The organism is Vibrio spartinae (assembly GCF_024347135.1).
GTDB lineage: Bacteria > Pseudomonadota > Gammaproteobacteria > Enterobacterales > Vibrionaceae > Vibrio > Vibrio spartinae.
In genome coordinates, this window is sequence record NZ_AP024908.1 from 269,917 (window position 1) to 294,995 (window position 25,079).

General features: G+C 42.3%; 34 protein-coding genes. All 34 read left to right on the plus strand.

Annotation, left to right across the window (positions count from 1 at the left end):
- The first annotated feature begins 396 nt into the window (after positions 1-396).
- The 34 genes from srlA (OCU60_RS19010) to OCU60_RS19180 all read left to right on the plus strand — a co-directional run bounded on the left by srlA (OCU60_RS19010) (position 397) and on the right by OCU60_RS19180 (position 25,053).
- On the plus strand, positions 397-945 hold the full coding sequence (gene srlA / locus OCU60_RS19010; protein ID WP_074371276.1) for a PTS glucitol/sorbitol transporter subunit IIC: 549 nt from the start codon (positions 397-399) through the stop codon (positions 943-945).
- Between the two features lie 13 nt (positions 946-958).
- Complete coding sequence (gene srlE, locus OCU60_RS19015; RefSeq protein ID WP_074371275.1) at positions 959-1,999, plus strand: PTS glucitol/sorbitol transporter subunit IIB; 1,041 nt, start codon at positions 959-961, stop codon at positions 1,997-1,999.
- A 10-nt stretch (positions 2,000-2,009) separates the two neighbouring features.
- On the plus strand, positions 2,010-2,366 hold the full coding sequence (locus OCU60_RS19020) for a PTS glucitol/sorbitol transporter subunit IIA (protein ID WP_074371274.1): 357 nt from the start codon (positions 2,010-2,012) through the stop codon (positions 2,364-2,366).
- A gap of 49 nt (positions 2,367-2,415) precedes the next feature.
- Positions 2,416-3,192 (plus strand): sorbitol-6-phosphate dehydrogenase, encoded by a 777-nt coding sequence (srlD, locus tag OCU60_RS19025; protein WP_074371273.1) that lies wholly within the window; start codon positions 2,416-2,418, stop codon positions 3,190-3,192.
- Positions 3,193-3,386: 194 nt separating this feature from the next.
- Positions 3,387-3,743: a transcriptional regulator GutM gene (locus OCU60_RS19030; RefSeq protein WP_074371272.1), complete on the plus strand. Its 357-nt coding sequence runs from the start codon at positions 3,387-3,389 to the stop codon at positions 3,741-3,743.
- A gap of 72 nt (positions 3,744-3,815) precedes the next feature.
- Positions 3,816-4,598: a glucitol operon DNA-binding transcriptional repressor SrlR gene (srlR, locus tag OCU60_RS19035; RefSeq protein WP_235862122.1), complete on the plus strand. Its 783-nt coding sequence runs from the start codon at positions 3,816-3,818 to the stop codon at positions 4,596-4,598.
- Positions 4,599-4,720: 122 nt separating this feature from the next.
- Complete coding sequence (gene srlA / locus OCU60_RS19040; protein WP_074371271.1) at positions 4,721-5,284, plus strand: PTS glucitol/sorbitol transporter subunit IIC; 564 nt, start codon at positions 4,721-4,723, stop codon at positions 5,282-5,284.
- Entirely contained in the window at positions 5,284-6,264 is a 981-nt protein-coding gene (srlE, locus tag OCU60_RS19045) for a PTS glucitol/sorbitol transporter subunit IIB (protein WP_074371270.1), read from the plus strand. The genes srlA (OCU60_RS19040) and srlE (OCU60_RS19045) overlap by 1 nt, the downstream gene beginning before the upstream one ends.
- A 20-nt stretch (positions 6,265-6,284) precedes the next feature.
- Positions 6,285-6,644 (plus strand): PTS glucitol/sorbitol transporter subunit IIA, encoded by a 360-nt coding sequence (locus OCU60_RS19050; RefSeq protein ID WP_074371309.1) that lies wholly within the window; start codon positions 6,285-6,287, stop codon positions 6,642-6,644.
- A 133-nt stretch (positions 6,645-6,777) separates the two neighbouring features.
- On the plus strand, positions 6,778-7,395 hold the full coding sequence (locus OCU60_RS19055) for an HAD family hydrolase (RefSeq protein WP_074371269.1): 618 nt from the start codon (positions 6,778-6,780) through the stop codon (positions 7,393-7,395).
- 97 nt (positions 7,396-7,492) lie between these two features.
- A complete protein-coding gene (locus OCU60_RS19060) occupies positions 7,493-8,416 on the plus strand; it encodes an AraC family transcriptional regulator (protein ID WP_074371268.1) in 924 nt (307 codons plus the stop codon).
- 21 nt (positions 8,417-8,437) lie between these two features.
- A complete protein-coding gene (locus tag OCU60_RS19065) occupies positions 8,438-8,974 on the plus strand; it encodes a nucleotidyltransferase family protein (RefSeq protein ID WP_074371267.1) in 537 nt (178 codons plus the stop codon).
- Positions 8,975-9,088: 114 nt separating this feature from the next.
- Positions 9,089-9,991, plus strand: coding sequence for a DMT family transporter (locus tag OCU60_RS19070; protein WP_261854758.1), 903 nt, complete (start codon positions 9,089-9,091; stop codon positions 9,989-9,991).
- Positions 9,992-10,118: 127 nt separating this feature from the next.
- Positions 10,119-10,322, plus strand: coding sequence for a 2-hydroxymuconate tautomerase family protein (locus tag OCU60_RS19075; protein WP_074371266.1), 204 nt, complete (start codon positions 10,119-10,121; stop codon positions 10,320-10,322).
- A 149-nt stretch (positions 10,323-10,471) separates the two neighbouring features.
- Positions 10,472-10,777: a YkgJ family cysteine cluster protein gene (locus OCU60_RS19080; RefSeq protein WP_074371265.1), complete on the plus strand. Its 306-nt coding sequence runs from the start codon at positions 10,472-10,474 to the stop codon at positions 10,775-10,777.
- A gap of 811 nt (positions 10,778-11,588) precedes the next feature.
- Complete coding sequence (locus OCU60_RS22975; protein WP_083602548.1) at positions 11,589-13,265, plus strand: glycoside hydrolase family 11 protein; 1,677 nt, start codon at positions 11,589-11,591, stop codon at positions 13,263-13,265.
- A gap of 404 nt (positions 13,266-13,669) precedes the next feature.
- A complete protein-coding gene (locus tag OCU60_RS19095) occupies positions 13,670-14,017 on the plus strand; it encodes a cupin domain-containing protein (protein WP_074371307.1) in 348 nt (115 codons plus the stop codon).
- Between the two features lie 75 nt (positions 14,018-14,092).
- Positions 14,093-14,278, plus strand: coding sequence for a hypothetical protein (locus OCU60_RS19100; RefSeq protein ID WP_162493844.1), 186 nt, complete (start codon positions 14,093-14,095; stop codon positions 14,276-14,278).
- Between the two features lie 25 nt (positions 14,279-14,303).
- Positions 14,304-14,585, plus strand: coding sequence for a hypothetical protein (locus tag OCU60_RS19105; RefSeq protein WP_182288787.1), 282 nt, complete (start codon positions 14,304-14,306; stop codon positions 14,583-14,585).
- A 402-nt stretch (positions 14,586-14,987) separates the two neighbouring features.
- Positions 14,988-15,167 (plus strand): type II toxin-antitoxin system HicA family toxin, encoded by a 180-nt coding sequence (locus tag OCU60_RS19110; protein ID WP_074371264.1) that lies wholly within the window; start codon positions 14,988-14,990, stop codon positions 15,165-15,167.
- A 59-nt stretch (positions 15,168-15,226) separates the two neighbouring features.
- Positions 15,227-15,640, plus strand: a complete 414-nt coding sequence (locus OCU60_RS19115; protein ID WP_021021012.1) for a type II toxin-antitoxin system HicB family antitoxin — start codon at positions 15,227-15,229, stop codon at positions 15,638-15,640.
- 287 nt (positions 15,641-15,927) lie between these two features.
- Positions 15,928-16,809, plus strand: coding sequence for a HEPN domain-containing protein (locus OCU60_RS19120; protein WP_074371263.1), 882 nt, complete (start codon positions 15,928-15,930; stop codon positions 16,807-16,809).
- Between the two features lie 576 nt (positions 16,810-17,385).
- Positions 17,386-17,964 (plus strand): hypothetical protein, encoded by a 579-nt coding sequence (locus tag OCU60_RS19125; RefSeq protein ID WP_074371262.1) that lies wholly within the window; start codon positions 17,386-17,388, stop codon positions 17,962-17,964.
- Between the two features lie 105 nt (positions 17,965-18,069).
- Positions 18,070-18,543, plus strand: a complete 474-nt coding sequence (locus OCU60_RS19130; RefSeq protein WP_074371261.1) for a GrpB family protein — start codon at positions 18,070-18,072, stop codon at positions 18,541-18,543.
- Positions 18,544-18,701: 158 nt separating this feature from the next.
- Entirely contained in the window at positions 18,702-19,304 is a 603-nt protein-coding gene (locus OCU60_RS19135) for a hypothetical protein (RefSeq protein WP_074371260.1), read from the plus strand.
- 132 nt (positions 19,305-19,436) lie between these two features.
- Entirely contained in the window at positions 19,437-20,075 is a 639-nt protein-coding gene (locus OCU60_RS19140; protein WP_139302084.1) for a hypothetical protein, read from the plus strand.
- A gap of 137 nt (positions 20,076-20,212) precedes the next feature.
- Positions 20,213-20,683 (plus strand): protein-tyrosine phosphatase family protein, encoded by a 471-nt coding sequence (locus OCU60_RS19145; RefSeq protein ID WP_074371258.1) that lies wholly within the window; start codon positions 20,213-20,215, stop codon positions 20,681-20,683.
- Positions 20,684-20,758: 75 nt separating this feature from the next.
- Positions 20,759-21,235: a GNAT family N-acetyltransferase gene (locus OCU60_RS19150; RefSeq protein WP_074371257.1), complete on the plus strand. Its 477-nt coding sequence runs from the start codon at positions 20,759-20,761 to the stop codon at positions 21,233-21,235.
- 138 nt (positions 21,236-21,373) lie between these two features.
- Complete coding sequence (locus tag OCU60_RS19155) at positions 21,374-21,829, plus strand: hypothetical protein (protein ID WP_074371256.1); 456 nt, start codon at positions 21,374-21,376, stop codon at positions 21,827-21,829.
- A 147-nt stretch (positions 21,830-21,976) separates the two neighbouring features.
- Entirely contained in the window at positions 21,977-22,228 is a 252-nt protein-coding gene (locus OCU60_RS19160) for a type II toxin-antitoxin system Phd/YefM family antitoxin (RefSeq protein WP_074371255.1), read from the plus strand.
- Positions 22,225-22,494 (plus strand): Txe/YoeB family addiction module toxin, encoded by a 270-nt coding sequence (locus OCU60_RS19165; RefSeq protein WP_074371254.1) that lies wholly within the window; start codon positions 22,225-22,227, stop codon positions 22,492-22,494. Before OCU60_RS19160 ends, OCU60_RS19165 begins: the two co-directional genes overlap by 4 nt.
- Before the next feature lie 141 nt (positions 22,495-22,635).
- Positions 22,636-23,139 (plus strand): peptide deformylase, encoded by a 504-nt coding sequence (gene def, locus OCU60_RS19170; RefSeq protein WP_074371253.1) that lies wholly within the window; start codon positions 22,636-22,638, stop codon positions 23,137-23,139.
- 102 nt (positions 23,140-23,241) lie between these two features.
- Positions 23,242-23,739 (plus strand): GNAT family N-acetyltransferase, encoded by a 498-nt coding sequence (locus tag OCU60_RS19175; RefSeq protein ID WP_021020996.1) that lies wholly within the window; start codon positions 23,242-23,244, stop codon positions 23,737-23,739.
- Positions 23,740-24,174: 435 nt separating this feature from the next.
- Positions 24,175-25,053 (plus strand): alpha/beta hydrolase family protein, encoded by an 879-nt coding sequence (locus OCU60_RS19180; RefSeq protein ID WP_139302083.1) that lies wholly within the window; start codon positions 24,175-24,177, stop codon positions 25,051-25,053.
- Positions 25,054-25,079: the final 26 nt, after the last annotated feature.

Here is a 25,079-nt window from a genome sequence, read left to right on the forward strand (position 1 = left end):
GTCGTTGAATTTTTCATCAATCCCATCAATCCGCTTACTCACCTGAGTTCATTCTTCTTTCATCATCCCGAGAACTATCGAGTACACCATTGTTTTCGCCTGTATTTTCATTTCGAAAGATATTTATTACATTTTATTTTATTTGATGGTTTTTTGCTTTCTGTGTTTTTAATGTAACGAGTTGCGCAGAACAATTCAATGCTATAATTTTTTATTTAAAAGTAAAACATAAAAGCATTGTTAGTAAGTTATTGATTTTTATTGGTTTAAATTTTATGGATTTTTTGTTTTAATTTCATTGTTTTCATTTGGTTTTCAATTTGTGAGATGCGTCTCTTTTAAAATGAAAGTTGAACTGCATAATGCAGCGACCAAATAACAACAAGGTGAAACAAAATGGATACCATAATTTTAGGCGCGGAATGGTTTATCGGACTATTCCAAAAAGGCGGAGAAACTTTGCTTGGTATGATGACAGGGATTCTTCCACTACTCATTTCTCTACTTTGTGCAATGAATGCATTGATTGCATTTATTGGAGAGCAACGAGTCGAAAGGCTGGCGAGCCGATGTGCAAGCAATCCAGTTTCTCGTTACCTCATTCTTCCCGTTGTCGGCACATTCATTTTTTGTAACCCGATGACTCTTTCATTGGGCAAATTTTTGCCAGAACGTTACAAACCGAGCTATTACGCAGCAGGTTCATACTCTTGTCACTCGATGAATGGTTTATTTCCACACGTAAACCCGGGTGAATTATTTGTTTATCTGGGTATAGCAAGTGGCATTACTACACTCGGTTTACCTCTCGCCCCACTGGCTGTCGCGTATTTATTTGTCGGTATGATTTCGAACTTCTTCAGAGGTTGGGTCACTGACTTCACGACCATGATGGTCGAAAAACAACAGGGTATTCAATTAGATCGTGACGTTCGTTTCGGTTAATGAGGAAGAGAGCATGACTACAACATTAAAAATCAAAGCAGGTAAAGGTGGTTGGGGTAAAGCACTGATCGTCGATTTCCCCACAAATAAAAAAATCATGTATATGGTCGGTGGAACCCGACCCGCGCTTGTTGACCGATTAGTTGAATTGACAGGTTTAGAAGCCGTTGATGGATTCGCTGACGGTTGTGAATATAAAGATATGGCGGTCGCTGTTATTGACTGCGGCGGCTCAATGCGCTGTGGCCTGTATCCTAAAAACAATGTTCCAACGCTGAATGTGATGCCGACAGGCAAGTCTGGCGTAATGGCGAAGTACATCAATGAAAGTAACTATGTTTCCAATGTTGACGTTGCTTGCGTGAGTGTCGTGGACGGTTTGGATGCTGCGACTCGGACTTCAACGGTGTCAGCGAACGAGATTTCCATGGGTTTAAGTGGTGCGGATTCAAGTAGTGCGGATTCAAGTGAAGCCGCCGTGACGGCAGAGGACATCGATACTACTAAAAAACTCACCGAACAGTCTGATGGCCTTTTAGCCCGTATTGGTATGGCTATGGGTAATGTTATGGCGGTATTTTTCCAAGCCGGCCGCGACACGATTGATACCGTCATGTCCACCATCATTCCATTCATGGCATTCGTTTCTATGCTCATCGGTGTGATATTGGCCAGTGGTATTGGGGACACAATTGCCCACGTGTTAGTGCCGCTTGCGACTAATCCTGTTGGATTAATCATCTTAGCACTGATTTGTTCGTTCCCGTTCTTATCACCATTCTTAGGTCCTGGTGCCGTGATTGCCCAAGTCATCGGTGTGTTGATCGGTACTCAGATCGGTTTAGGCAACATCCCACCGCACCTAGCGCTACCCGCTTTATTTGCTATCAATGCTCAAGCTGCTTGTGATTTTATTCCGGTCGGTTTAGGGCTTGCTGAAGCGAAACCAGAAACAGTACGTGTCGGTGTTCCATCTGTTCTTTATGGACGCTTCTTAACCGGTGCACCAACCGTTTTGTTGGCATGGTTTGCATCAATGTTCATTTACAACTGAGGGCAAGAAAATGAGTTTGTATAGCGTTGAAATCATTAAAGTTGGTGAATGTGCATTCGAAGCACTTGAAGACAATATGTTGATTTTATTCAACCAGTCCGTGCCAGCCGATGCCGCAGAGTACTGCTTTGTGCACACGCATGATCAATTGAAAGGTGACATTGCTGTCGGTGGTGAAGTGGTTATCGATGGCAATACCTACCCAATCACCGCTGTCGGGGATGGTGTGAATCAAAATTTAGGCAACTTAGGACATATTACATTGCGTTTTGATTCATCAAGCGAAGCTGACTTCGTCGGTAGCCTTCATTTAGCCGGTATTCAACCCCGTTCATTGGGTGTTGGTTCAACTATTCGTTTTATTTGATTTTTTTGGGAGGGGCGCAGAGCACCCGCTACATTTTAGGAGATTCGTTATGAAAACAGCAATTGTTGTTGGTGGTGGTCAAACACTTGGTGAGTATCTGTGTAAAGGACTTGCAGCAGCAGGATACAAAGTGGGGATTGCCGACTTGAATGTTCGGAATGCAACCCAAGTGGCTGATGAAATCTGTACATTACAAGGGGAGGGTATCGCAGTTGGTGTTGGTGTTGATGCCACCGATGAGCAAAGTGTTGCTGATGCATTTAAAACCATCAAAGCGCAGCTAGGGAGTATTGATGCTTTGGTTTATAGCGCAGGTGTCGCCAAAGCGACGAAAATTACCGACTTTACGCTGCAAGATTTTAACTTTAATGTGAATGTAAACTTAAATGGGTATTTCTTGTGTGCTCGCGAAGCGGCTCGTTACATGGTTGAGCAAGGTCATGGTGGACGCATTATCCAAATCAACAGTAAATCTGGGAAAGTGGGTAGTAAACATAATGCTGGTTATAGCTCAGCAAAATTTGGCGGGGTGGGTTTAACTCAGTCTATTGCACTCGACTTAGCGGATGACCAAATTACCGTGAATAGCTTGATGCTAGGTAACCTACTGGAATCCCCGATGTTCCAAAGTCTGATCCCGCAATATGCGAAGAAATTGGGGCTTGAAGAACACGAAGTCATGCAGTATTACATTGATAAAGTACCTCTGAAAGCCGGTTGCGGGTATGACGATGTTTTAAATGTCCTCAAATTCTATATCAGTGATGGTGCGAAATACTGCACGGGTCAATCGATCAACATCACTGGCGGGCAAGTGATGTTTTAAGCATCGTTACTAGCGGATGAAATCAGGATTGAAGGGGGCTGAAAAGCCCCTCATGTTTTCGAATCAAAGATAAAAAAATTGAAAATCAGTAAAATCACACCATCACTATGAAAATTGTGATACTTAAAAGCTATCATGATGTGTCATGCTTTCTCATTAGTTTATACACTATGACTATCCCTTTGAGGTAATCTATGGATTCTATTTCTTTATTCATCAGCATAGCGATTGTCGCGTGGGTCGCACAAATAGCGATGAGCTTTTTCCAAATACGCGCCTTTAATCGCATGATTCAATCGATGGCTAGAAAGGGGCAAGTGAAGATCGGTCGAACGAAAAGTCGTTGGAAAGCAAGAACAATTGTTGTTTTAGTTGAAGCTGAGGACGGTACTGTTACGGATGCTAAGGTACTCAATGGCATCACTGTTTTTGCCCGCCCGAAAACACTAGCCGAAGTGATTGGTTGCTCATATCCATTCAGTAAACAGACGCTGAACGGGCTGAGTCACGGGGTTCAGGAAGCGCTTAACGTTGCCTTTCAAACTGAATGACAGAGTTTTCAAATTACATTCAATATGATAATAATCTGGTGTAGAATAACCACAAATTAATCGGTAGATTTTATGATGAGTATTGATAGTAGACAAAGTCAGTTGGTTTCTTACCTTCAACAGAACGGCAAAACAGCAGTCAACGATCTGGCCTCCATTTTCCAGACATCTGGCGCCACGATTCGCAGTGATCTAAGAGCGTTAGAAGAAAAAGGTATTGTGGCAAGACGCTACGGAAGTGCAGAAGCAGTCACCAGTCATGGTGCGACCAACAGCGTTTCTGAAGAGATTGCGATGGATGAGAAGAAAACTTTAAATCTAGACAAAAAAATCCGCATTGCAAAAAAAGCGGCTCAGTTAGTCCGAGATGGTGACTCCATCATCCTCGATTGTGGGAGTACAACGCTACAGATGGTCCCCGAGTTTGATAAAATTATGTCTTTGACTTTAATGACAAATAGTCTGGATATTGTTCATGCGATGAACGAACTCAACTCAGAACATACGGTAATTATGCCTGGAGGGACTTACCGAAAACGTTCAGCTTCGTTTCATGGAAGTTTGGCCGAGAGTGCCTTTAGTCATTTTACATTTGATAAACTTTTTATTGGGGCTGATGGTTTTGATTTAATTCAAGGTTGTACAACTTACAATGAGGCTTATCAAGTCAGCCAAGCGATGTGTCAATCAGCCAATCAAATTATTGTTGTCCTAGACTCCTCAAAATTTGGTCGAAAAAGCCCAAATGTTGTTGTTCCCCTCGATTTGGTTGATATCGTCGTCACCGACTCAGATTTATCAGAAGAACATTTAAACGGATTGAAAAGCAAGGGAATTACGGTTTATCTGGTATAAAAATTTTTAATTTGAAAATTTCCATTGATGATTGAAATCACATTTCAGCGTTCTGTTTGTGTTTAAACTATCATTATGCATCAACATAGAGTGACGGTTGTATTTGTCTTTAGGTAAGCATAATGGAGTATTTAACCTTAAGTGCTGAGTGGTTTTTAGGGCTGTTTGAGAAAGGTGGTGACGTTCTTGTAAGCATGGTTACGGGGGTTCTCCCCGTGTTGATATGTCTGCTGGTTGCCATGAACTCATTAATCCGCTTGATCGGTCAGCATCGCGTTGAGAAATTGGCCGCAAAATGTGCGAGTAATCCTGTCTCTCGATATTTAATTCTTCCTTTCATTGGCACGTTTGTTTTTTGTAATCCAATGACATTGAGTCTCGGCAAGTTTCTCCCTGAGCGTTATAAACCATCTTATTATGCTTCAGCCTCTTATAGCTGCCACTCGATGAACGGTATGTTTCCTCATGTCAATCCAGGTGAATTATTTATCTATCTTGGTGTAGCAAGTGGCTTAACCCAGCTTGGTTTACCTTTAGCGCCTTTGGCAATGGGGTATCTATTGGTTGGGTTAGTTTCCAATTTTTTCAGAGGTTGGGTCACCGATTTTACCACGGTCATCGTGGCTCAACAGCAAGGGAAAATATTGTCTGATAAAGCAGACTTCTCATTAGATGGTGATCAATGATGAAGAGGGTGTTAAGCGTCGTTGCGGGGGAGCAAGGATGGGGAGGGCCTCTTTATATACCCATCGTATCGGGAAAAAAAATACTGTATGTCACAGGGGGAATGAAGCCTAAAGTTGTCGACTATATCAGTCAGTTAACGGGCCTTGAATCCATTGATGGTTTCAAAAATATCATCGCAGATGAAGATGTTGCCTTGGTTGTCATTGATTGTGGCGGTACTCTGCGCTGTGGTTTGTACCCCAAAAAACACCTGTATACACTAAATATTCACGCAACCGGAAAATCCGGCCCTCTTGCTCAGTTTATTCATGAGGGTATCTATGCCTCTTCCATAGACGAGTCTTGCGTCAGCATGATCGATCAAGACAACGTCGATGCAGCAGAAAACGCAGCTATCAGCAAAGCTCATCCGTTGACTTACGACACAGATAAAAAATTAAGTGAACAAAGTGGCGGTATTATCGCTAAAGTTGGTATGTCTATGGGGAACATCATGTCGACTTTTTACCAAGCGGGTCGGGATACCATTGACACTGTACTAAAAACGATTTTGCCTTTTATGGCATTTGTTTCGATGTTGATCGGGGTGATTATGGCGTCAGGTCTTGGCGATCTGGTTGCCGATTTACTCTCGCCACTATCTTCTAATCCGCTTGGTTTGATTGTTTTAGCGCTGATTTGTTCATTTCCCTTATTCTCTCCGTTTTTAGGCCCTGGCGCCGTGATTGCGCAAGTCATTGGGGTCATGATTGGTGTGCAGATAGGCACAGGAGCTATTCCGCCTCACTTGGCTCTCCCGGCACTGTTTGCGATCAATTCACAAGCTGCTTGCGACTTTATCCCCGTCGGTTTAGGGCTAGCCGGTGCGAAACAGGAAACCGTGGAAGTCGGCGTGCCTTCTGTGCTGTACTCCCGCTTTATCACTGGTGCGCCAACCGTATTATTGGCTTGGTTTGTTTCCATGTTCATTTATCAATAGGTTTACCAATAGGTCGGATGATGACTTTCCAATTCAAAGCGACAATCACTGAGATAGGTATGCTAGCGAATGAAGCGTTAAAAGAAAATATGATCATTTTGTTTAACCAAACTGCGCCAGAAGACGTGAAAGACTACTGCTTTATTCATGATCAAGGGCAGCATGTAGGCGCTATCACGACCCAAAGCACATTACTTATTGCAGATAAAGACTTTATCGTCACGGCAGTCGGGAGTGCTGTAAGCCAGAATTTGGCCAATTTAGGTCATATAACGATTAAATTTGATGGTCAACTGGAACCAGAACAACCAGGGACAGTTCATGTCATCGGTCATTGCCCAAACATCATACATGTTGGTAATGAAATCGTATTTGGTTAACACTGTTGCAAGCAAAGGCTCAACATTGGTCTTCAAAGGGTGAATAGCAGCAAACGCTGCGAATCACGGGTTGGTAACAGATTTTCAGATTGAAATGAATCATCTAAAAACTGTTATATCAAAGGAGTACAAAATGACTTCTGTTCATATTAAAAACGTCGTTTTTGACATCGGTAATGTGGTGGTTCGCTGGAATCCTTTGGAGATTATCCGGCTTACTTTTGATGACAGCAGTGCTGTTGAAGAGCAAGCGAAGTCAATATTTCAGTCTGAAACTTGGTTAAGTTTGAATAAAGGTTTGATCACTGAGAATGAGGCAAAAGCTCAGTATAAAGAAGCCTTAGGGTTAACGGAGCTAGAATGTGAGCGGCTGTTTTATTATGTGAAACAGACACAGATTCTCATCTACGGTTCTGTTGACCTGATTAAGCGCTGTCAATCTGCCGGCTACCATGTTCTGGCATTAACCGATAATGTTCATGAAATTGTCTCTTATCTAAAAACAACCTACACATTCTGGGATTTGTTTGACGGGGCGATAGTTTCTGCGGAAGTTGGCTTATTGAAGCCTCAGCCAGAAATTTACCGGTCACTGCTTGCTCAATATGATTTAAAGGCTTCAGAAACCGTGTTCATCGATGATATGCCATACAATGTCAAAGGCGCACAATCTGTTGGTATGACGGGCATTCAGTTTGAAAACGCTGCCCAATGTGAGCAAGGCCTAAAGTCATTCGGTGTCCGGCTTTAGTGTGTTGACGGCACATTGGTTTAGGTTGGTGGCGTTCACCTTACCGCGGTTTTATCTTTCCTTGAGTATCTTTGCCATATTCCTAAATTAGGTCTCTATGAATAAAGAATATAAGAAGCGTATCGATAGCGTTATTCAATACATTGAAACGCATCTGGATAACAAAATTTCACTGACTGAAGTGGCAAATGTCAGTCATTTTTCGGTCTATCACTTTCATCGAATTTTTACCGGTATGGTTGGTGAGACGGTCAATGATTACATTGTTAGGCGAAGACTTGAACGCGCCGTCAATCTCTTGATTTTTAAACCTGAGTTATCGGTGACTCAGATAGCTTTAGATAGCGGGTTCTCGTCAAGTGCCAATTTTTCAAAAGCGGTAAAGCTGCACTTCGGTTTTAGCCCGTCAGAAATACGTAACCCGGCAAAAGTGAAAGATAGCAAGATTGGAAAAATATCTAGCAAGTATGGAAAAGCTTTCCATCCCTCTGATTTGTATCCTGTTCGCATCACAAATGAAGTGATAAATCAACTTAACTCAGAGGATGTAAATATGAATATTGAAGTCAAAGAATTTGAGAGCCGACGCGTATGTACTTTAGCCTCACAGCGAGGTTATGAGCCAGAAGGCATATATGAAGCATGGGACAAGCTGATCGATTGGGCTGCTAACAATGGCATAAAGCAAGATGAGCAAAAACGATTCGCTTTTGCGTTTGATAATCCAACAGTGACGCCGGTTGATAAATGTCGTTACACCGCTTCAGTTGTGATTGGTGAGCAGGTTCAAGTCAAGCCGCCATTTTTACTGTCTGAAATACCGCAGGGTAAATATGCGGTGCTCTATTTTAAAGGTCGCCCAGAAGAAACCATTAAAGCTCAGTTGAGTATTTATGCCGATTGGTTGCCTGAGAGTGGATTTGAGCCAGATAATTTCCCGATGTTAGAACGTTATCTGAACGATGCGAGAGTGGATGGATATGTAGAAATGGAAATTCACGTTAAACTGAAGGAAATGTAAGCGGACAGGGTTAACGCGAAGATGGACAAAGTCGTCGAACTCATCAGGCAAGATCCAATCCGAGTTGAGGCACTCAATCACGTGTCTCAATTGGGGTTGCCTCAGTGCTATATTGCAGCGGGTTTCGTTCGAAATTTAGTTTGGGACGCATTGCATGATGTCAACGTGTCAACGCCTTTGAATGACGTCGATGTGATCTACTTTGACCCTCACGAGCAGAATCCCAGTGCCTGTTCGGTGTATGAATCGCGACTCAAAACTTGTATGCCACAACTGAATTGGCAAGTCCGTAATCAAGCAATCATGCATGAACGTCATGGTGACTCGCCTTACCAAGGCACCGTGGACGCAATGCATTATTGGCCAGAAAAAGAAACGGCTATCGCTGTTCGCCAAGTTGCTCCAAATCAGTATGAATGTGTTGCTGCTTTTGGTTTTGAGTCGCTATTTGGTTACTGCATCACACATAACCCTAAACGGTCACGGGAAACCTTTGAACAGCGTGTTGATGCAAAAGGGTGGCTCGTTAGGTGGCCATTGCTGAAAGTTGTGTTATAACAAAGCATCATGTTGATAAGGCTGTTGTTAATAAGGGGCTGTTGTTAATAAACATATTGTTAATAAAAATATTGTTAATAAGGCTATTATTGATAAGGTTATTGTATATAAGGATTGTTCATTATCAGTCATTCACTTTTTAAAATAGTCATACTGACTGGGTTGGCATTAATTGCTTTTGCTGCTAACTCGGTACTATGTCGATTAGCATTGGGTCATGAAGCCATCGATGCGTCAAGCTTTACGGCGATTCGGCTACTATCCGGCGCCGTTGTGCTGTTCTTGATCGTTCTCACTACGCAAAAGAATACCGACACCCTAACGCAAGATGCCCGTCCGAAAGGGAGTTGGACTGCCAGCTTCATGTTATTTCTATATGCGATGACCTTTTCCTATGCGTATATCTCGTTAGACACCGGAACCGGCGCGCTGATTCTGTTCGGTGCCGTTCAAATTACCATGATATTGCACTCCCTTTTCTCTGGCACAAAACTACATGTTACGGAGTGGTTAGGTATCACGACAGCTTTCGCCGGGTTTGTTTATTTGATTCTTCCGGGCGTCAGCGCACCATCCTTGTCGGGATTTTTGCTGATGGCGACATCTGGTGTTGCATGGGGAATTTATACCCTGAAAGGCCGAGCTTCGAAAAATCCGCTGTTGGATACAGCCTATAATTTTTTCAGGTCTGTTCCGCTGGTGATCATGCTAACCCTCATCACAATGCGCCATGCCGGTTACTCATCAGAAGGAATCTGGTTAGCGATTGTATCCGGCGGTATTACCTCCGGGATTGGTTATACGCTTTGGTATATTGCGCTAAGCGGCCTTTCCTCGATACAAGCCGCCGTGCTCCAATTAGCTGTCCCGGTCATTGCGACTTTTGGCGGTGTTATATTTGTATCTGAAGTGATTACTTCCCGTCTGATCATGTCAGCAATTTTAGTGCTGGGTGGGATTTTAATGGTGATTTTAGGTCGCTATTATTTTATAAAACGCATATCTGATAAAACATAAGCTATTTTATAAAAAGTAAGTCAGGCACAACAATATATATAATCCGTTGCTGCATACGGAAAATCATCTGTTACGCTGCTCACTGACCCGTGAGCAAGATGTTAGCGATAGCTTGAGGAGAACATGGATGCCATACGTCAATATTAAAATCACCAAGGAAGGCGCAACCGCTGAGCAAAAGGGAGAACTGATTGCCGGTGTGACCGAATTACTTGAAAGGGTGTTGAATAAAAATCCGGCCACCACGGTCGTTGTGATTGATGAGGTGGAAACTGATAACTGGGGCATTGGCGGTGAACAGGTGACCCATCGCAGAAAGAAAGGCATGTAATGGTGAAACTTGGCCTTGATCATCTTTGCGTCACGGCGGCATTTGCCTCGGAACCTCGACATGTACGCGCCGCAGAATATTTCATGATTGATGAGCCAAGCACCTTAAATTTACGGTATTATGTACAATTGACCCAATGATAGTGACTCATGATTATACCCACTAAAAATCTTTCTTCTTCAAATGTATCTTCTTCAAATGTATCTTGCTCAAACTGCGAAGCATGTTGCTGCCGTCTTGAAGTCATGATCATTTCAGATACCGGTGTGCCGGAAAAATTTATTGAACGTGACCAATACGGTAGTGAGACAATGATGCGTCTCGACGACGGTTGGTGCGCTGCTGTAGATCGAGAAACTTTAATGTGCACGATTTATGAAAACCGTCCCTGGATATGTCGTGAGTTTGAAATGGGGTCTGACGAATGCATCGATGAGCGAGAGAAATTCCTATAAAATAAATTTAAAGAATTCGAAGACTACGCGAGAATGTGGGGAGAGCGATAAATAAGACCGGAATAGAATTCAATTTTCAATATTCATGTTGCAGAAAAGATATATTTGAATCAGTTGATTCTTATAAATAATGGCAAGCAGAATATTGAACCTCATTCAAAAAATCAGGGTGATTTATATAATAATTGTGTTCTAAAGTTTGTAATTTTGTAAAGAGAACTTTGAATTCAATGAATTTATTCTAAAATTAGAATTTTAAAGGGATTAATTAATCGAAGTGATGTGTGATTGTCTCAAAGGGAAAAGAGCGGGAACGCAATCTAAAATAGAGAGTTATAAGGCAAATTTGGGCAAGTATAACTAACGGGTTATTCATGTAACCAAATGAAAAACAGTGGGTTGTTGTGCGTATCTCACACGATTTAGTCTACAATTTTAGCCAGTTAATATGGGCGTAACATGACTTTTACGTTAAGTTAATGACAGGTATGCTGGTTTTTTTTAAATTTAACAATAACAGATTTAGATAATAATTTATCCGCAGGGGTAATTATTTAAATCGAATGGTTTTGTTATTTTTTTTCATAACTGCATTATTAAATTAATTTTTATTTTGAGCGCGTTCACCTTTGGGAAAAATTGCATTGTCTATTCGGGGGGTGGCTTCTAAAATATTCATCACTTAACTCTTTTTAATAATAAAAGCAGTGTGTTAAGTCAAACAAAAACTTGCTTGCAAGAACATGAATTGTACTTAACGACCCAACCTCTGTAAGTCGTATTGGTTGAGAGGTAAAACTGGAGAATAAAAATGGCCATAGTGAAAACGACGACCACTCGTGCAAAAAAATTTTTGACTATTCTGACCGTAACTGCGGGCGTTTTGTCGGCAACTGCCAGTGAGGCAAAAACCCTCACCTCGAACGAAACCGGCACCCAAAATGGTTACTACTATTCATTCTGGACTGATGCGCCAGGTACCGTTTCTATGACATTGGGAGATGGCGGAAATTACAGCTCACAATGGCACAACACCGGCAACTGGGTTGGCGGTAAAGGTTGGAACCCGGGCGGCCGACGCGCCGTAAAATATTCAGGTACCTTTAACCCTTCCGGTAACGGCTACCTAGCGCTGTACGGCTGGACAACCAATCCGCTGGTTGAGTATTACATCGTTGATAACTGGGGCAGCTATCGACCCGGTACAAACGGAACCTATTACGGTACCGTGAATACTGACGGCGGCACCTACGATATTTATCGTACTCTGCGGGTAGATAAGCCTTCGATTGAAGGGGACAAATCCACATTCTATCAATACTGGAGTGTGCGTCAGCAAAAACGCACTGGTGGGACGATCACCACCGGCAATCACTTCGATGCATGGGCCGGCAAGGGCTTAAACCTCGGAAAATTCAATTACATGGTAATGGCTACCGAGGGTTATCAAAGCAGTGGTAGCTCGAACATCACGCTGGGCAGCACTGGCGGCGGTGATAATGGCGACGGTGACGTCGGCTCGAGCAGTACCGATATTGTGGTCCGCGCAATGGGCATCAGTGGCCAAGAGCACATTAACCTACTGATTGGGGGTACTGCGGTCGCCAGCTGGAATTTAAGCAACAGCTATCAAGAGTACACCTATAAGGGGAAAGCTGCCGGGGATATACAAGTTCAGTATGACAACGATACCAATGGTCGTGATGTCGTCTTAGACTGGGTCTATGTCAACGGTGAAACCCGACAGGCTGAAGATATGGAATACAACACCTCTACCTATGACAATGGTAAGTGCGGTGGTGGCTCATATTCTGAAAACATGGACTGTAATGGTGTCATTGGCTTTGGTAATACTGATGATTGCTTTAGCGGCAACTGCTCTGGCAACGGCAACAACGGCGGCGATAACAACGCGTGCCAAGGTTATGTCGGTATCACTTTCGACGACGGCCCTACCAGTAATACAGGGACACTCATCAACCTTCTGAAACAAAATAACCTTAAACCGGTAACATGGTTTGCTTGGGGGCAGCGCGTTAGTCGCAACTCGTGGCGGATATCCCAAATGAAAGAGGTGGGTGAAGTTCAAAACCACAGCTACACTCATCCCCACATGTCGAATTACAGCTATCAACAAATCATCAATGAGCTAAGCCGAACCAGTCAGGCGATCCAAAATGCCGGAGCGCCGGCACCGACTTTGTATCGTCCGCCATATGGTGAAGTGAACTCAACGATTCAGCAGGCAGCACAAAATCTTGGTATGCGCGTGGTAACTTGGGATGTGGATTCCAAAGACTGGAACAACGCGAGCACCAGCGCCATTGTGAATGCAGCGAATCGACTGCAAAACGGACAGATCATTTTAATGCACGATGGCTACAGCAACACCAACAACGCCGTTGCGCAAATTGCCCGTAATTTGAGAGCGAAGGGGTTATGCCCCGGACGGATTGATCGATACAGTGGCAAAGCAGTTGCGCCATAGGTTGAGTGGGCGAAACATTTCTCGCCCGCAATGAAGTACCGATCATAAAGTACCGACTATATTCGCGAGGGAGAGCGACAGTTAGATAGTCCCCCATTTCTGACTTACTCCCACCTCAAGGCCGCAGATATCCGTCTGCGGCCTTGTCTGTTCTTCGTGATAAAAAAGTGGTGAAGTTAACCCATTCATCAGTCAAAGTGACTTCTTGATGTTTCTTAAACAGCGAGAAGCTTTAGCAACAAGCTTTAGCCACAAGAAAAATGAAATAAGAAAGGCAAGGAAAGTGAATCCTACTAAGCCTGAACATCACGCAATCTCAGAGGCAAATATATGGCTGACAAGATCAGTGGTTTAGGTATGATGGCAGAGTGGCGCATCACTTTCATTGGGGCGGAGGAAGAAATTTGGCAGTCGTATCTAAGGATAATTCAGAACATTATCAATGGGGTGGGCAATGTGATGGTTGGCACTTGGTTAAGTCTCAGAGCCTCAGCGTCATTCAAGAGCGAGTTCCCCCGGGTTGTTCAGAGGTTCGTCATCTGCACAACAAGTCAGAACAATTTTTCTTTGTGTTATCCGGTTGCGCGACACTCGAAGTCAATGGCGAAACTTTTGAATTACTGCAAAACCAAGGTTTTCATGTACCAAGCAACACACCTCACCAATTGAGTAATCGTGGTCATACCGATCTACATTTCGTTGTCACATCTACGCCACCAAGTCATGGTGATCGTGTTGAAAAACCAGCATAACGAGAAAACACTAGTCTAGCACTGTGTACCACCATCAGTCGCCTAAGCGTTAAGTGCTGAAGAGCAAAGGTCAGTATGGCAATCGCTTATCGGCAGATAAGTATTGATGACGATCTCGACTTATGTATTGATGCCAGAAAAGATGCATACTTTTGTCGCTTCGGACATTATGATGGATTCGATGACTTCATCAGAGGTATCGCAGAGAGTTGGCGAACGATTGGTGACCGCGGGATGGTGCGACATCCACATATTTTTTAGCTCAGCTACCAAAAAGGATTCACTGATGAATGTGGATAAAGCGAAAAAACGCATACTGAAACGCGTACAAAGGGGGTTCAACGGTTATCCGCAAATCTCCGTAGAGTATTTCGGCAAAACGGCAGATATGGCGACGGAAGTCGCGATCACCTTTTTATCTGAAGAGAATGGCGAACCTCAAATACAACGATTCACGAGTGATAAAGACGTCAGAGAAGACGAAGCGATTCAATCGGTGTTGTTAAAAATCATTGAGCGTGCGGGCGCGAACACCGTATTAGAAAATCGAGTCATATCGGTTTGTTAAAGGTTCGCGGTTATGTTTCGTTTTTCTGTGATTTCAACATCGGCAACGAAACATACAAACGAGAGCATGGAGCCAGTCATGACATGCAATCCGATATATAGCCGTCCAATTCAATCATAAAACGATTCAGGGCTTGCTGCCCATTTCTTGGTAAGGCAAGACATTCAAGGCCGTAGATATGTATCTGCGGCCTTTTCCATTCTGACGCCTCACTCGCACCAGCACCTCAACATTGCCGCATGAAAAATAAAGTGGTGTGAAGTGCCTCGGGAAAAGCAGCGATACGGATTCAAACTGTTGCATTGAAGGGGTAGATTATTTCGGGGTTATTAGGGTTATTTTAATGTGCTTATTTATCCTCGGGGGGTTATAATAACTCCGTGTTAAAAAATAGGAGATTCAGTGAAAAGTGCAGACTTAATTAATCTCTTGAAAAAGAACGGGTGGGAGTTAGTCAGTGTCAGAGGAAGTCATCACAAGTTCCGACATCCAGCTCATGATGATCCGATCATTGTTCCACATCCCAAAAAAGATTTAAAAATTGGGTTGGTCAACAAAATAAAGAGACAAGCGGGGCTGTAAATCCTTTTGGTTGCACTTATCACTGATAACCGAACGTAGGATACGTAGGAGCGAACATTATGTTATATCCCATTGCAATTGATACCGGCGATAAGGAACATGCTTACGGCGTGACGTTTCCCGATTTACCCGGATGTTTCTCAGCCGGAGATACCTTGGATGAAGCATTGTTAAACGCAAAAGACGCGGCTGAGTTTTATTTAGAAGATTTGGCTGAACACGGTAAATTACCACCGAAAGCGGGTGATCTTTCGACGTGGCAAAAAGACCCGGAATATCTCGGGTGGGCTTGGGCTGTTGTTGATATTGATGTTGAGCCGTTTTTGGGGAAATCCATTAAGATTAATGCAACGCTCCCGACCCTTTACCTGAAAAAGATCGATGATTTGGTCAAGGTTCATCCAGAGTACAAAAACCGTTCACATTTCTTACAAATTGCTGCTACGCATGAGTTTGAAAAGCTGGCCGGGTGAGTTATCCGCATATTTGAGTAGAGCGCCGATTGGCGCTTTCGAAGCGTATTCGGGTGGTGGCAGGGGCGTTGTGTGATCACGGCTATGATGTAGAGACTGAGATCTTTTCCTTATGACGCCTCACTCGCACCAGCCCCTCAACATTGCAGCATAAAAAATAAAGTGGTGTGAAGTGCCTCGGGAAAAGGTCGCGATATGGATTCAAACTGATGAAAAGCCATAGACTTTTACGCAGCAGCTCGCCACACTGTGGGTATTGTTCACTAACTGATTCAAATCATTCAGGTATGAAGACTTCACTCGACCACCTTCCCGAACGTAAACAGCATGAACTTGCGCTGATCTCGACCATTTTGCGCGATACGCTGGAAGAATACCTCGTTGGTAAGCAGGGGAGTAAAGCCGAGTTTCGGATCCTGAAAATCATTCTGTTCGGCAGCCATGCCAAAGGTGGTTGGGTGCGGGATATTCCCAACGGCTATGTCAGTGATTACGACATTCTGGTGATCGTCAACAAATCCTCACTGGTGGAAGAAGATCTCATCTGGCGCAGGGCGGAAGAGCAGATCGACCGCAAAGTCAAAAGTGCACCGCTGGGTCTGATTGTGCATACCTTGGAAGAGGTCAATGAACAGCTCAGACAGGGTCACTACTTCTTCAAGGATATTCGCGAAGAGGGCATCGAAATCTTTGCCGCGACGCCGAAAGCGCTGGCCGAGCCGGGGGATCTGACCGATGAAGAACGCCATCAAATCGCCCAGAAGCATTATGATTACTGGTTTGAAAGTGCACAGCGATATTATTATGTCTATAGCACTCTACTATCTGAGAAAAAATGGTTAAGTGAAGCTGCTTTCAATCTTCATCAAGCCGCAGAGCGATTCTTTGCCTGTACCTTACTGGTTCTGACCAACTACCTACCCAAAACCCACAATATCGAAAAGCTGAAAAAATACTGTGCCGAGCAAGACCTTGCCTTTGCCGATATTTTCCCGATGGACGACAAATTCCACCGCCGCAGCTTCCGCCGCCTGCAACGCGCTTACATCGATGCCCGTTACTCGATGCATTACGAAATCACCGAAGAAGAACTGGTGTATCTGCAAGGGGAAGTGGAAAAATTGAAAGCACTGGTGGAGAAGATTTGTCTGACGCGGCTTGAGGGGTGATTCCACTTATTCAGCATGCATCGAAAATGATGTGTGCCCCGTATTTTCCTCTTTATCCCCTTATTTTCATCCGCTAGCCAGATTGTTTTTTTATAGTCGATTCCCCATTTACCGTAGGCATTACAGTGACTCTTTGCTATAAATATATGCAATGAATTGATAAATGTTTATACCCACATTTCGTATGCGAAAGAGCGGTAGCGTGGAAAAATGTCATGTTACACCATGAGATGTGAAAGCGGACTCTTTACACCACCCAATAAAGATACGTTTTAATGGTTTTTCACGCGTAGTAACGAGCCAGCATCAACTCTTTTAAATTCGTGAGAAACAGGAATGTCATTAATAACTCCAGCACTGTTTTTATGTACAGTTATTATCAAATCACAACGTGGATAAATTAGATAGAACAAGTCAGTATTTTGCGATAGATGTTGAAAAAGATCCGACTTTTTTACTACTTGATGGTGAGTTGTGAGATTTAGTTTAGAAAAAGAATTAAGTTATACAGAAGCATTCTCATAGAGTGGTTCTGTATAAGGAATGTTATGCCTCTGAACGAAATTGGTGAGTTTAATGTTTGATGATATTGAAATAATTAAGTTAGTCTTACAATTAGGATCTATTCTTGTTGCCTTCGCAACATTTTATCTCGCTCAAGTTAGAATGGATAAAAGATTGCAAAATGATATAAAGGCACGATTTGAACATCTTGAAAAACAACAGTCGTTAGCTCGTGAGGAAGCTGCGAACAAGTTGAAAATTGATAAAACGGAAGAAGCTTATTTTTACTTTCTGCAATCTAAAGAACCTCTTTATGAAGCAATAAACAAGCTAGAAAGACACCCATTCCTTTTCAGGGAAGAAGCTGGAATATTCTTGAAAGAAGTCTTTGAAAGTTCTAGAAAACTGTTTATTAAAGGGGAAGTGATCGTAAAGTTACACTTTAATGGCATTTCTATTCATAATCCCTTCAATGGTGAAGATTTAGTTGGTTTTATGAGCAGGCGTGAAGACGCAAAAGCTGTTTCAGTCCAAAGAATAGAAGATATAATTCGGATTATATCTTCTATAGAGTCATCCCTTGCCTATAACATTAGTGGGCAATCACAAAAAATGTTCAATCTTGAAGTATGTAGTGATAAACAGGCATAACAAGACGAAGCAATTGACAAAATACATGCCACGAATTTTGCTTCACAAAATATAGTGCCAAGTATTTTGCAACTGTTCCTAGCGTTATGTCTTTTGGGAGAAAATATGCAGTTTTACCAACCAGATGAATATTTGGCATCTTGTGAAAGCCTCTACCGTAAGTACGAACTTGAGATAGCTGCTTTACTTCCAGACGCAACAATTGAGCATATTGGAGCTTCTTCTATCCCTAATGCTATATCTAAGGGAGACTTGGACATACTTGTTGGTGTTAACGGTAACGAGTTAGAGGAAGCAGTCAAGTTACTTTCTACTTTAGGTTTCAATGAAAAATCCAATACGCTAAGAACTCCAGAGCTTTGCATGCTGGAAAATAGCTCAGGTGAAGACGTCGCTTTCCAAGTCGTAGCGAATGGCTCAGAATTTGACTTCTTTGTGGGGTTTAGGGACAAGCTCCGCGAAAGCCCTGAGTTGGTTCAACAATACAATGAACTCAAAATGTCTTGTGCAGGTTGGTCTCACAAAGAGTATCGTCGAAAAAAGTCAGCTTTTATTGAGCGCGTTTTAGGACAGGCATAACAAGCGGTTAAGACGGATTCGCAACACTTGGCGGTTTTGGTTTGATTTGGATTTTGTGTTTACGGTGCAATAGTTGAATGTAGTGGTAGCGTTGCTCATCACTTAAGCGGGCGTTATGTTTAATTTATGTTTAAGTAGGTATAGATAGGAGATATAAATTGAAAAAGGAACTTTTTATTGGAGTTGTCTGCGCAGTATTGGGTAGCTCAGCCACTTTCGGATTTGATGTTTTGAAATCAAAATATTTAAAGACAGATGACCCCTTGTCTCAAGGCATAGTTGAATTAACACATATTTCGAAAGAGTTAATTCTTGAGCAAAAATCCTTGAATGAGCGAATTGCGTCAATATCTAGTAAATCTGATGTTCCTAGTAATATTAAAGTGGAGCTTGGTGATATCGTAAGTCGTGTAAATAATATAGTGCAAACAAGTGCTTATTTTGAAACAAAATCACGTGATATTGTAGGTATGGCAATTGCAACAAAAAGCCACAACATGAATGCTAGTTTTAATTCTAATGCAGACTTGATTCTATCATATGGCCAAGCTGTGACTTTGTGTGGCAATGAAAATACTCTCGGTATAGAGAATGAGTCTGGGAGAAACGCCGTTATATATCTTAATAATACTAAAAGATATGCAAGTGTGGGAGCGGAATATACTTTTATGTCCCCTATGGGACCAAGCTTAGTTAGCTATCTTGGAAAGAGTGCGGATCAATATATGTTTAGGCTGGTGTGTGGCACGGAGGTCAAATAAACATAACAAGGTCATCAAAATTGACGTCTTTTCCATTGTTTGTTTTGTGGCCTAACCCTACGCTATCGCAAATCGAACAACTCCAAGGTCGCAATTTATGGTGGCGTTATGCATCATAGAGTGGAGGAAAATATGAGCCCAGAAGTTATAAATGGAATATTTGTAGTTCTTGGAGCGTTAATTGGTGTCATCGGTACAGCAATTATAATGAAGAAAAATAAATCATTACCTCACTTAACTATCTTTAGTTCTCCTTCTTCACAGCTGTTAGATATCGAAGATATGGTTAAGTCTGATATTGAAATTAAATACAAGGGAAAGGTAATACCTGAGTTATTTCATGGCGAAGTTGCTGTTCAGAATACAGGTACTGAGAGCCTAGAGAACTTAGAAGTTAAGTTGCTTCCAGGTGATGATTCTCCATTGTTTGACGTTAAAGTTTCTACCACAAATTATTATCAAGATGATGGCGCGACTTATATAGAAACAAATGATAGTGGTGAGGTTTCGATTGACATTAGCTATCTCAATCCTAATGATCGTGTCGTTTTCTCTTATAGAAGCTCCGGCAGTACAAAGCCCGCCGTTGCAAGTCGAAAAATAGGTGTGGGAGTGGAATTTAAGGATGAAGCTGTAAATTGGGTTCCAGACATCTATGCAAAATTGATGTACGAAATTGTAGAGCAAGTCCCCATTTTACACTGGTATTTGAAACTTGTATTTAAGCCTTACAGACTTTATACAGAGTCAAAGAAGTCAAATGATGCATAACAAGCGGTTAAGACGGATTCGCAACGCTTGGCGGTTTTGGTTTGATTTGGATTTTGTGTTTACGGTGCAATAGTTGAATGTAGTGGTAGCGTTGCTCACCACTTAAGCGGGTGTTAGGTGTCTAATGGAGAACAATTTTGCAGCAGTTATTTTTTATCGAAAAATCAGTAGCTGGTCGGTGTGGCCCTGACAACTGTATGTGGGACCTTGATGAGCTACACAATAACAATGTAGTTGCCATTCTATCTGTGAATGACGGTGAAATGGTGCATGTTTCTCTCTTGGATTCATTGGGTATTTCCTACAAAAACGTTCCGCTTTCAAGTAATGCACCAGCTCTTGATGGTGATTTGGAGCTTTGCTTAAATTCTCTCCCGCAGATACTCGATTTCATTGCACAGCATGAGCGCAATGGTGTGGTTGTTATTCACTGTAAATCAGGCAAAGATCGCACTGGGCTAGCTTTGGCCGCATATCTAATGAGGACTAAAAAATTGTTCCCTGTAGAAGCTATTGACGCAGTTAAACGGGCAAGGAGTATTGCTTTTACTGCGCCAGGTTGGGAAGAATTTTCGCTCAAGGTTCTGAGTGCGTTGAAATACACCTGACAAGAGGCAATGCAGTTGACCGCCTTTAGTGGCAACTGATTGCGGCGTTATGCGTAAAAGCCAGGAGGCAAATTTATGATCACAATTAGAAAAGCGAATAAAAGTGATGCTCAGGTGATTTACGACTTAAGAAGTCGCGCAATCCATAATCAGTGTTCACAGTATTATTCCGAAGAACAACTTTTATTGTGGACGCAGGGTGGACTATCTGATCGTTTCATTGAGGATGTTGTTGAAACTTTTTATGTGTCAGAAGTAGATAGTCGGGTTGTTGGTAGCGGTAAGCTCAACACTGAAACAGGTATGATCGATGCGATATTCGTTGATCCTGATTATTTTGGGATGGGTGCTGCAAAAAAAATGCTCAAGTTTCTAGAGGGTCTGGCTGAGGAAAGCGGTTTGCAGTTGTTAATGTTAGAGTCAACTATAAATGCAGCGCCTTTCTATCGCTCATGTGGTTTTATTGGAGACAAACTATCTACTTATCACTCACCACGAGGTATCAGTTTGGATTGTGTTCCTATGGAAAAACATCTGGATAAATACGCATAACAAATGCCTCAAGAGGGACTATCAACGCGTGGCGTTTCCAGTCCCATTGAGCCGAAGTGGCTATGGCTGTTGTATTTGAGTTTAGTGGTAATGCGTTGCCAGCCCCTTAGGCGGCATTAGGTTTATGGTGAAAATATTATGGTAGATGAAAGACAAATAAATTTTACAGATAAAAGTGTATCAGAGCAGATGGTTTGGTGGTCATACTCTATGAGAGGCTTTTTATTCTTTTGCTTAGTTATGATATTGATTGGTCAGTCACCAATAAAATATTATCTATATTCAGTAGACCCAATTGTATCGAAAACCATTACTTGGACGATAGTTTGTATAGCATTTGGTGCAATTTCAGTACTTTATAAAATAAATAAAATTAAGCCAGTATTTTTACGTTCCAACAATAGAATAAATACAAAATCTTGGTGTTTATATAATGGTGTTTTATCTGTTCTATTCTTGATTTTTGCCTTTGCTACCCATATGGCGTCATTTTTATCTATAGAAGCTTGGGTTTATACAAAGCTATTTTTTGGCTTCTCACAGTACATCATTATTATCGGAGTTGGTGTTTGGGCTGCATCTACATCTAAGTAAATACAAACCAACTATGGCGCATGGCGGTTTAGATAGAGGGAGTCCATATCATTCGTTAGCTGCTTATCGAATCCATATGTCCGTTGAACTGTACAGCTAGTTTTTGGGGATTATACTTGTCCTGTTAACTGTACATGTGGAGGTTTTATGAAAATTGTATCCTTTACGGAAGCGAGAAATAGTTTAAAAGCTGTTCTCGATGGTGTCGTGAATGATGCTGATACAACAGTAATTACTCGTCGTGATGCAGAGGATGCAGTCGTCATGTCCTTGGATTACTACAATAGCTTGATGGAAACCGTTCATTTACTTCGTTCTCCAGAAAACGCAGAGCATCTAAATCGTTCGATCGCTCAATATCGTGCAGGTCAAACAACCCGCTCGATATTTAATGGATGAGTAGTAGCCAGCGATTGCTTTCATGGACTGATGAATCTTGGAATGATCGTTTATATTGGCAAATACAAGATAAAAAGACATTGAAGCGTATAAATAAATTAATTAATGATGTAAAACGTTCACCATTTGAAGGTATCGGAAAGCCCGAACCATTAAAAGAAAATCTAGCCGGCTTTTGGTCACGCCGTATTGACGACACTAACCGATTAGTTTATGCGGTTGATGACCAAGCTATCACAATTATTTCATGTCGTTATCATTACTAATGAGCCTTTGGTGAAGGGCAGCGAACAAATTGAAGCAATTGACAAAAACACCTGTCACGAATTTGGGGACCCAAAATGTAGCGCCAGATATTTTTGTAACTATTCTCAGTATTATGATTTTCCAAGAATGAGAAGGTAATTATGGCAGTTTTAGACATTCTCACGGTGCCGGATCCAAGGCTTAAAGTCAAAGCGGAAAAGGTACAAGATGTTTCGTTGATACAAACGTTAATCGACGATATGTTAGAAACCTTGTATGCCACCGACAATGGTATCGGCTTGGCTTCAACTCAAGTTGGTCGCAAAGAAGCGGTTGTCGTTATCGACCTTTCAGAAAATCGAGACAAACCATTGATTTTGGTTAACCCAGAAGTGGTCAGTGGTTCAGACAAAGCATTCGGTCAAGAAGGGTGTTTGTCAGTCCCTGATTACTACGCAGATGTAGAGCGTTTTACTTCAGTTGTCGTGTCTGCTCTCGATCGTGAAGGAAAGCCCATTAAAATTGAGAGTGATGATTTTCTGGCTATCGTCATGCAGCACGAAATTGATCATTTGTTGGGTAATTTGTTTATTGATTATCTTTCACCACTGAAGCGTCAAATGGCGATAAAAAAGGTTAAAAAGTACGTTAAAGCGCACTCTTAAGCCGTCTATTACAAGGCGTCTCAACCGACCCGCTTCGCCCTAAAAGAGCGTTGGTCACTGGCGGTCGAGCTTGACGTTATACATGAGGAGATAAGTTGTACAGTGAAAGGTAAAATCAGAAGCGCAGAATCAACAGATGCCAAAGCAATCAAAGAAATATACGAATGTGAGCATACTTATACGGGGACGTTACAACTCCCATACCCTTCGATAGCAACTTGGGAAAAACGCGTTTCAAATGTGCCTGAAAATGTGTATCAGTATGTGGCGCTATTAGATGGTGAGATCGTCGGACATATTGGTTTTGAAATTTGTAAAAACCCTCGCCGTCGGCATGTTGGCAGTTTCGGTATGGGTGTTAAAGATCATGTGCAAGGCAGAGGTGTGGGTAGTCAGTTGTTGACAACAGTCGTAGAGCTTTCAGACAAATGGTTAAACCTAAGACGTTTAGAAGTTGAGGTTTATGCTGATAATGAGCGAGCGATTAACCTTTACAAAAAATTTGGCTTTCAAATTGAAGGGGAATCAGTGGATTATGCCTTTAGAAATGGTAAATATGTGAATGTCTATCATATGGCGCGAGTCGTAAAAAATGTATAACAAGCATTGCCATGCGTGGGATTTTTAAGTCGCTGAATAGAGAACTATTTCTGACTCACTGTTACATTCAAGGCCGCAGATATTCGTCTGCGGCTTTTTCTTTTTTTGACGTCTCAATCGCACAATCAGTGTGACTGACAGCATGAACGACGCATCGGTGTGAAGTGCCTCGGGAAAAGATAACGACACGGATTTAACCCGATGAAAAGGCATAGACTTTTGCGCAGCAGCTCGCCACACTGTGGGCATTTGGTAATCTAGCGGTTATACCATTTTAGAGTTCTTCGACTGAGACTGAGCAGCGAGTTTAAAAGGATTGAACAATTGAATGATTTGAAAATAGCGTTGGCATTCATAATCTTGACATCAATATCGGCAAATGCCCATGATGTTGGTTTTCGACGGTTAGATAATGTCTCAACAAATGGTTTATCAATGTTTGTGCTTTATCCGACCACATCGAAGCCAAAGTCGGTTGATTTCGGCCCTTTTACGCTGAATGTTGCGATTGGCGGGGCAATGGAAGACGGTCGCTTTCCATTCGCTGTTTTATCACATGGCTCAGGGAGTAATGGCTTATCCTATAAGGATATCGCGCTTTCACTCGTGCATCATGGCTTTATTGTTGCGATGCCTTTGCATCCTCATAATAATTACCTCGATAATTCACTGGAAGGTCAGGTCGAGAATTATGTCAATCGGCCGAAGGATATCTCTGCGTCGATAGACAAGTTATTCGCAACACCAACTTTTAGCGCTCATATTGACCCACAAAAAATTGCTGTATTAGGGCACTCGATTGGCGGGTACACCGCCCTTGTTGTTTCAGGGGCCATCGCGAAGACCAAAGCACTGATTGATTTATGTAAAAGTTTACCGACACTGGCCGATCCGTATTGTGCTCCGGTCTTGAGTGGTGAATTAACCCAAAACATTACGGTGAATTCAAAAGATACCAGAATTCGGGCTCAGGTATTAATGGCGCCTGTTGGTGCGCTCTTTTTGTCTAAACACGCCTTTGACAATGTCGATATTCCAACGTTATTGCTCGTCGCTGAGAAAGATCAAGAGCTGACTGCGGCGTACAATGCGCAAGTGATAAAAAATGGCCTTGAAAAAATGGGGCAATTCACTGACAAAGTCATTCCTAATGCGGGGCATTACTCATTTTTAACGGCTTACCCAGATTCTTTGAAAGCGACGTTAGGCGTCATCGCACAAGATCCGCAAGGCTTTGATCGTGTTGAGTTCCAAAAAAGTATTGGCGATCAAATTGCCACTTATCTTATTCAAGTCTTGTCACCACACACATAATCATCATTTAGCGTGTTTTATTATTT

Coding starts and splice junctions, on each gene's coding strand:
- srlA (WP_074371276.1), top strand. CDS start 397: ATGGATACCATAATTTTAGGCGCGGAATGGTTTATCGGACTATTCCAA.
- srlE (WP_074371275.1), top strand. CDS start 959: ATGACTACAACATTAAAAATCAAAGCAGGTAAAGGTGGTTGGGGTAAA.
- OCU60_RS19020 (WP_074371274.1), top strand. CDS start 2,010: ATGAGTTTGTATAGCGTTGAAATCATTAAAGTTGGTGAATGTGCATTC.
- srlD (WP_074371273.1), top strand. CDS start 2,416: ATGAAAACAGCAATTGTTGTTGGTGGTGGTCAAACACTTGGTGAGTAT.
- OCU60_RS19030 (WP_074371272.1), top strand. CDS start 3,387: ATGGATTCTATTTCTTTATTCATCAGCATAGCGATTGTCGCGTGGGTC.
- srlR (WP_235862122.1), top strand. CDS start 3,816: ATGATGAGTATTGATAGTAGACAAAGTCAGTTGGTTTCTTACCTTCAA.
- srlA (WP_074371271.1), top strand. CDS start 4,721: ATGGAGTATTTAACCTTAAGTGCTGAGTGGTTTTTAGGGCTGTTTGAG.
- srlE (WP_074371270.1), top strand. CDS start 5,284: ATGAAGAGGGTGTTAAGCGTCGTTGCGGGGGAGCAAGGATGGGGAGGG.
- OCU60_RS19050 (WP_074371309.1), top strand. CDS start 6,285: ATGACTTTCCAATTCAAAGCGACAATCACTGAGATAGGTATGCTAGCG.
- OCU60_RS19055 (WP_074371269.1), top strand. CDS start 6,778: ATGACTTCTGTTCATATTAAAAACGTCGTTTTTGACATCGGTAATGTG.
- OCU60_RS19060 (WP_074371268.1), top strand. CDS start 7,493: ATGAATAAAGAATATAAGAAGCGTATCGATAGCGTTATTCAATACATT.
- OCU60_RS19065 (WP_074371267.1), top strand. CDS start 8,438: ATGGACAAAGTCGTCGAACTCATCAGGCAAGATCCAATCCGAGTTGAG.
- OCU60_RS19075 (WP_074371266.1), top strand. CDS start 10,119: ATGCCATACGTCAATATTAAAATCACCAAGGAAGGCGCAACCGCTGAG.
- OCU60_RS19080 (WP_074371265.1), top strand. CDS start 10,472: ATGATTATACCCACTAAAAATCTTTCTTCTTCAAATGTATCTTCTTCA.
- OCU60_RS22975 (WP_083602548.1), top strand. CDS start 11,589: ATGGCCATAGTGAAAACGACGACCACTCGTGCAAAAAAATTTTTGACT.
- OCU60_RS19100 (WP_162493844.1), top strand. CDS start 14,093: ATGGCAATCGCTTATCGGCAGATAAGTATTGATGACGATCTCGACTTA.
- OCU60_RS19105 (WP_182288787.1), top strand. CDS start 14,304: ATGAATGTGGATAAAGCGAAAAAACGCATACTGAAACGCGTACAAAGG.
- OCU60_RS19115 (WP_021021012.1), top strand. CDS start 15,227: ATGTTATATCCCATTGCAATTGATACCGGCGATAAGGAACATGCTTAC.
- OCU60_RS19120 (WP_074371263.1), top strand. CDS start 15,928: ATGAAGACTTCACTCGACCACCTTCCCGAACGTAAACAGCATGAACTT.
- OCU60_RS19125 (WP_074371262.1), top strand. CDS start 17,386: ATGTTTGATGATATTGAAATAATTAAGTTAGTCTTACAATTAGGATCT.
- OCU60_RS19130 (WP_074371261.1), top strand. CDS start 18,070: ATGCAGTTTTACCAACCAGATGAATATTTGGCATCTTGTGAAAGCCTC.
- OCU60_RS19140 (WP_139302084.1), top strand. CDS start 19,437: ATGAGCCCAGAAGTTATAAATGGAATATTTGTAGTTCTTGGAGCGTTA.
- OCU60_RS19150 (WP_074371257.1), top strand. CDS start 20,759: ATGATCACAATTAGAAAAGCGAATAAAAGTGATGCTCAGGTGATTTAC.
- OCU60_RS19155 (WP_074371256.1), top strand. CDS start 21,374: ATGGTAGATGAAAGACAAATAAATTTTACAGATAAAAGTGTATCAGAG.
- OCU60_RS19160 (WP_074371255.1), top strand. CDS start 21,977: ATGAAAATTGTATCCTTTACGGAAGCGAGAAATAGTTTAAAAGCTGTT.
- OCU60_RS19165 (WP_074371254.1), top strand. CDS start 22,225: ATGAGTAGTAGCCAGCGATTGCTTTCATGGACTGATGAATCTTGGAAT.
- def (WP_074371253.1), top strand. CDS start 22,636: ATGGCAGTTTTAGACATTCTCACGGTGCCGGATCCAAGGCTTAAAGTC.
- OCU60_RS19180 (WP_139302083.1), top strand. CDS start 24,175: ATGTTTGTGCTTTATCCGACCACATCGAAGCCAAAGTCGGTTGATTTC.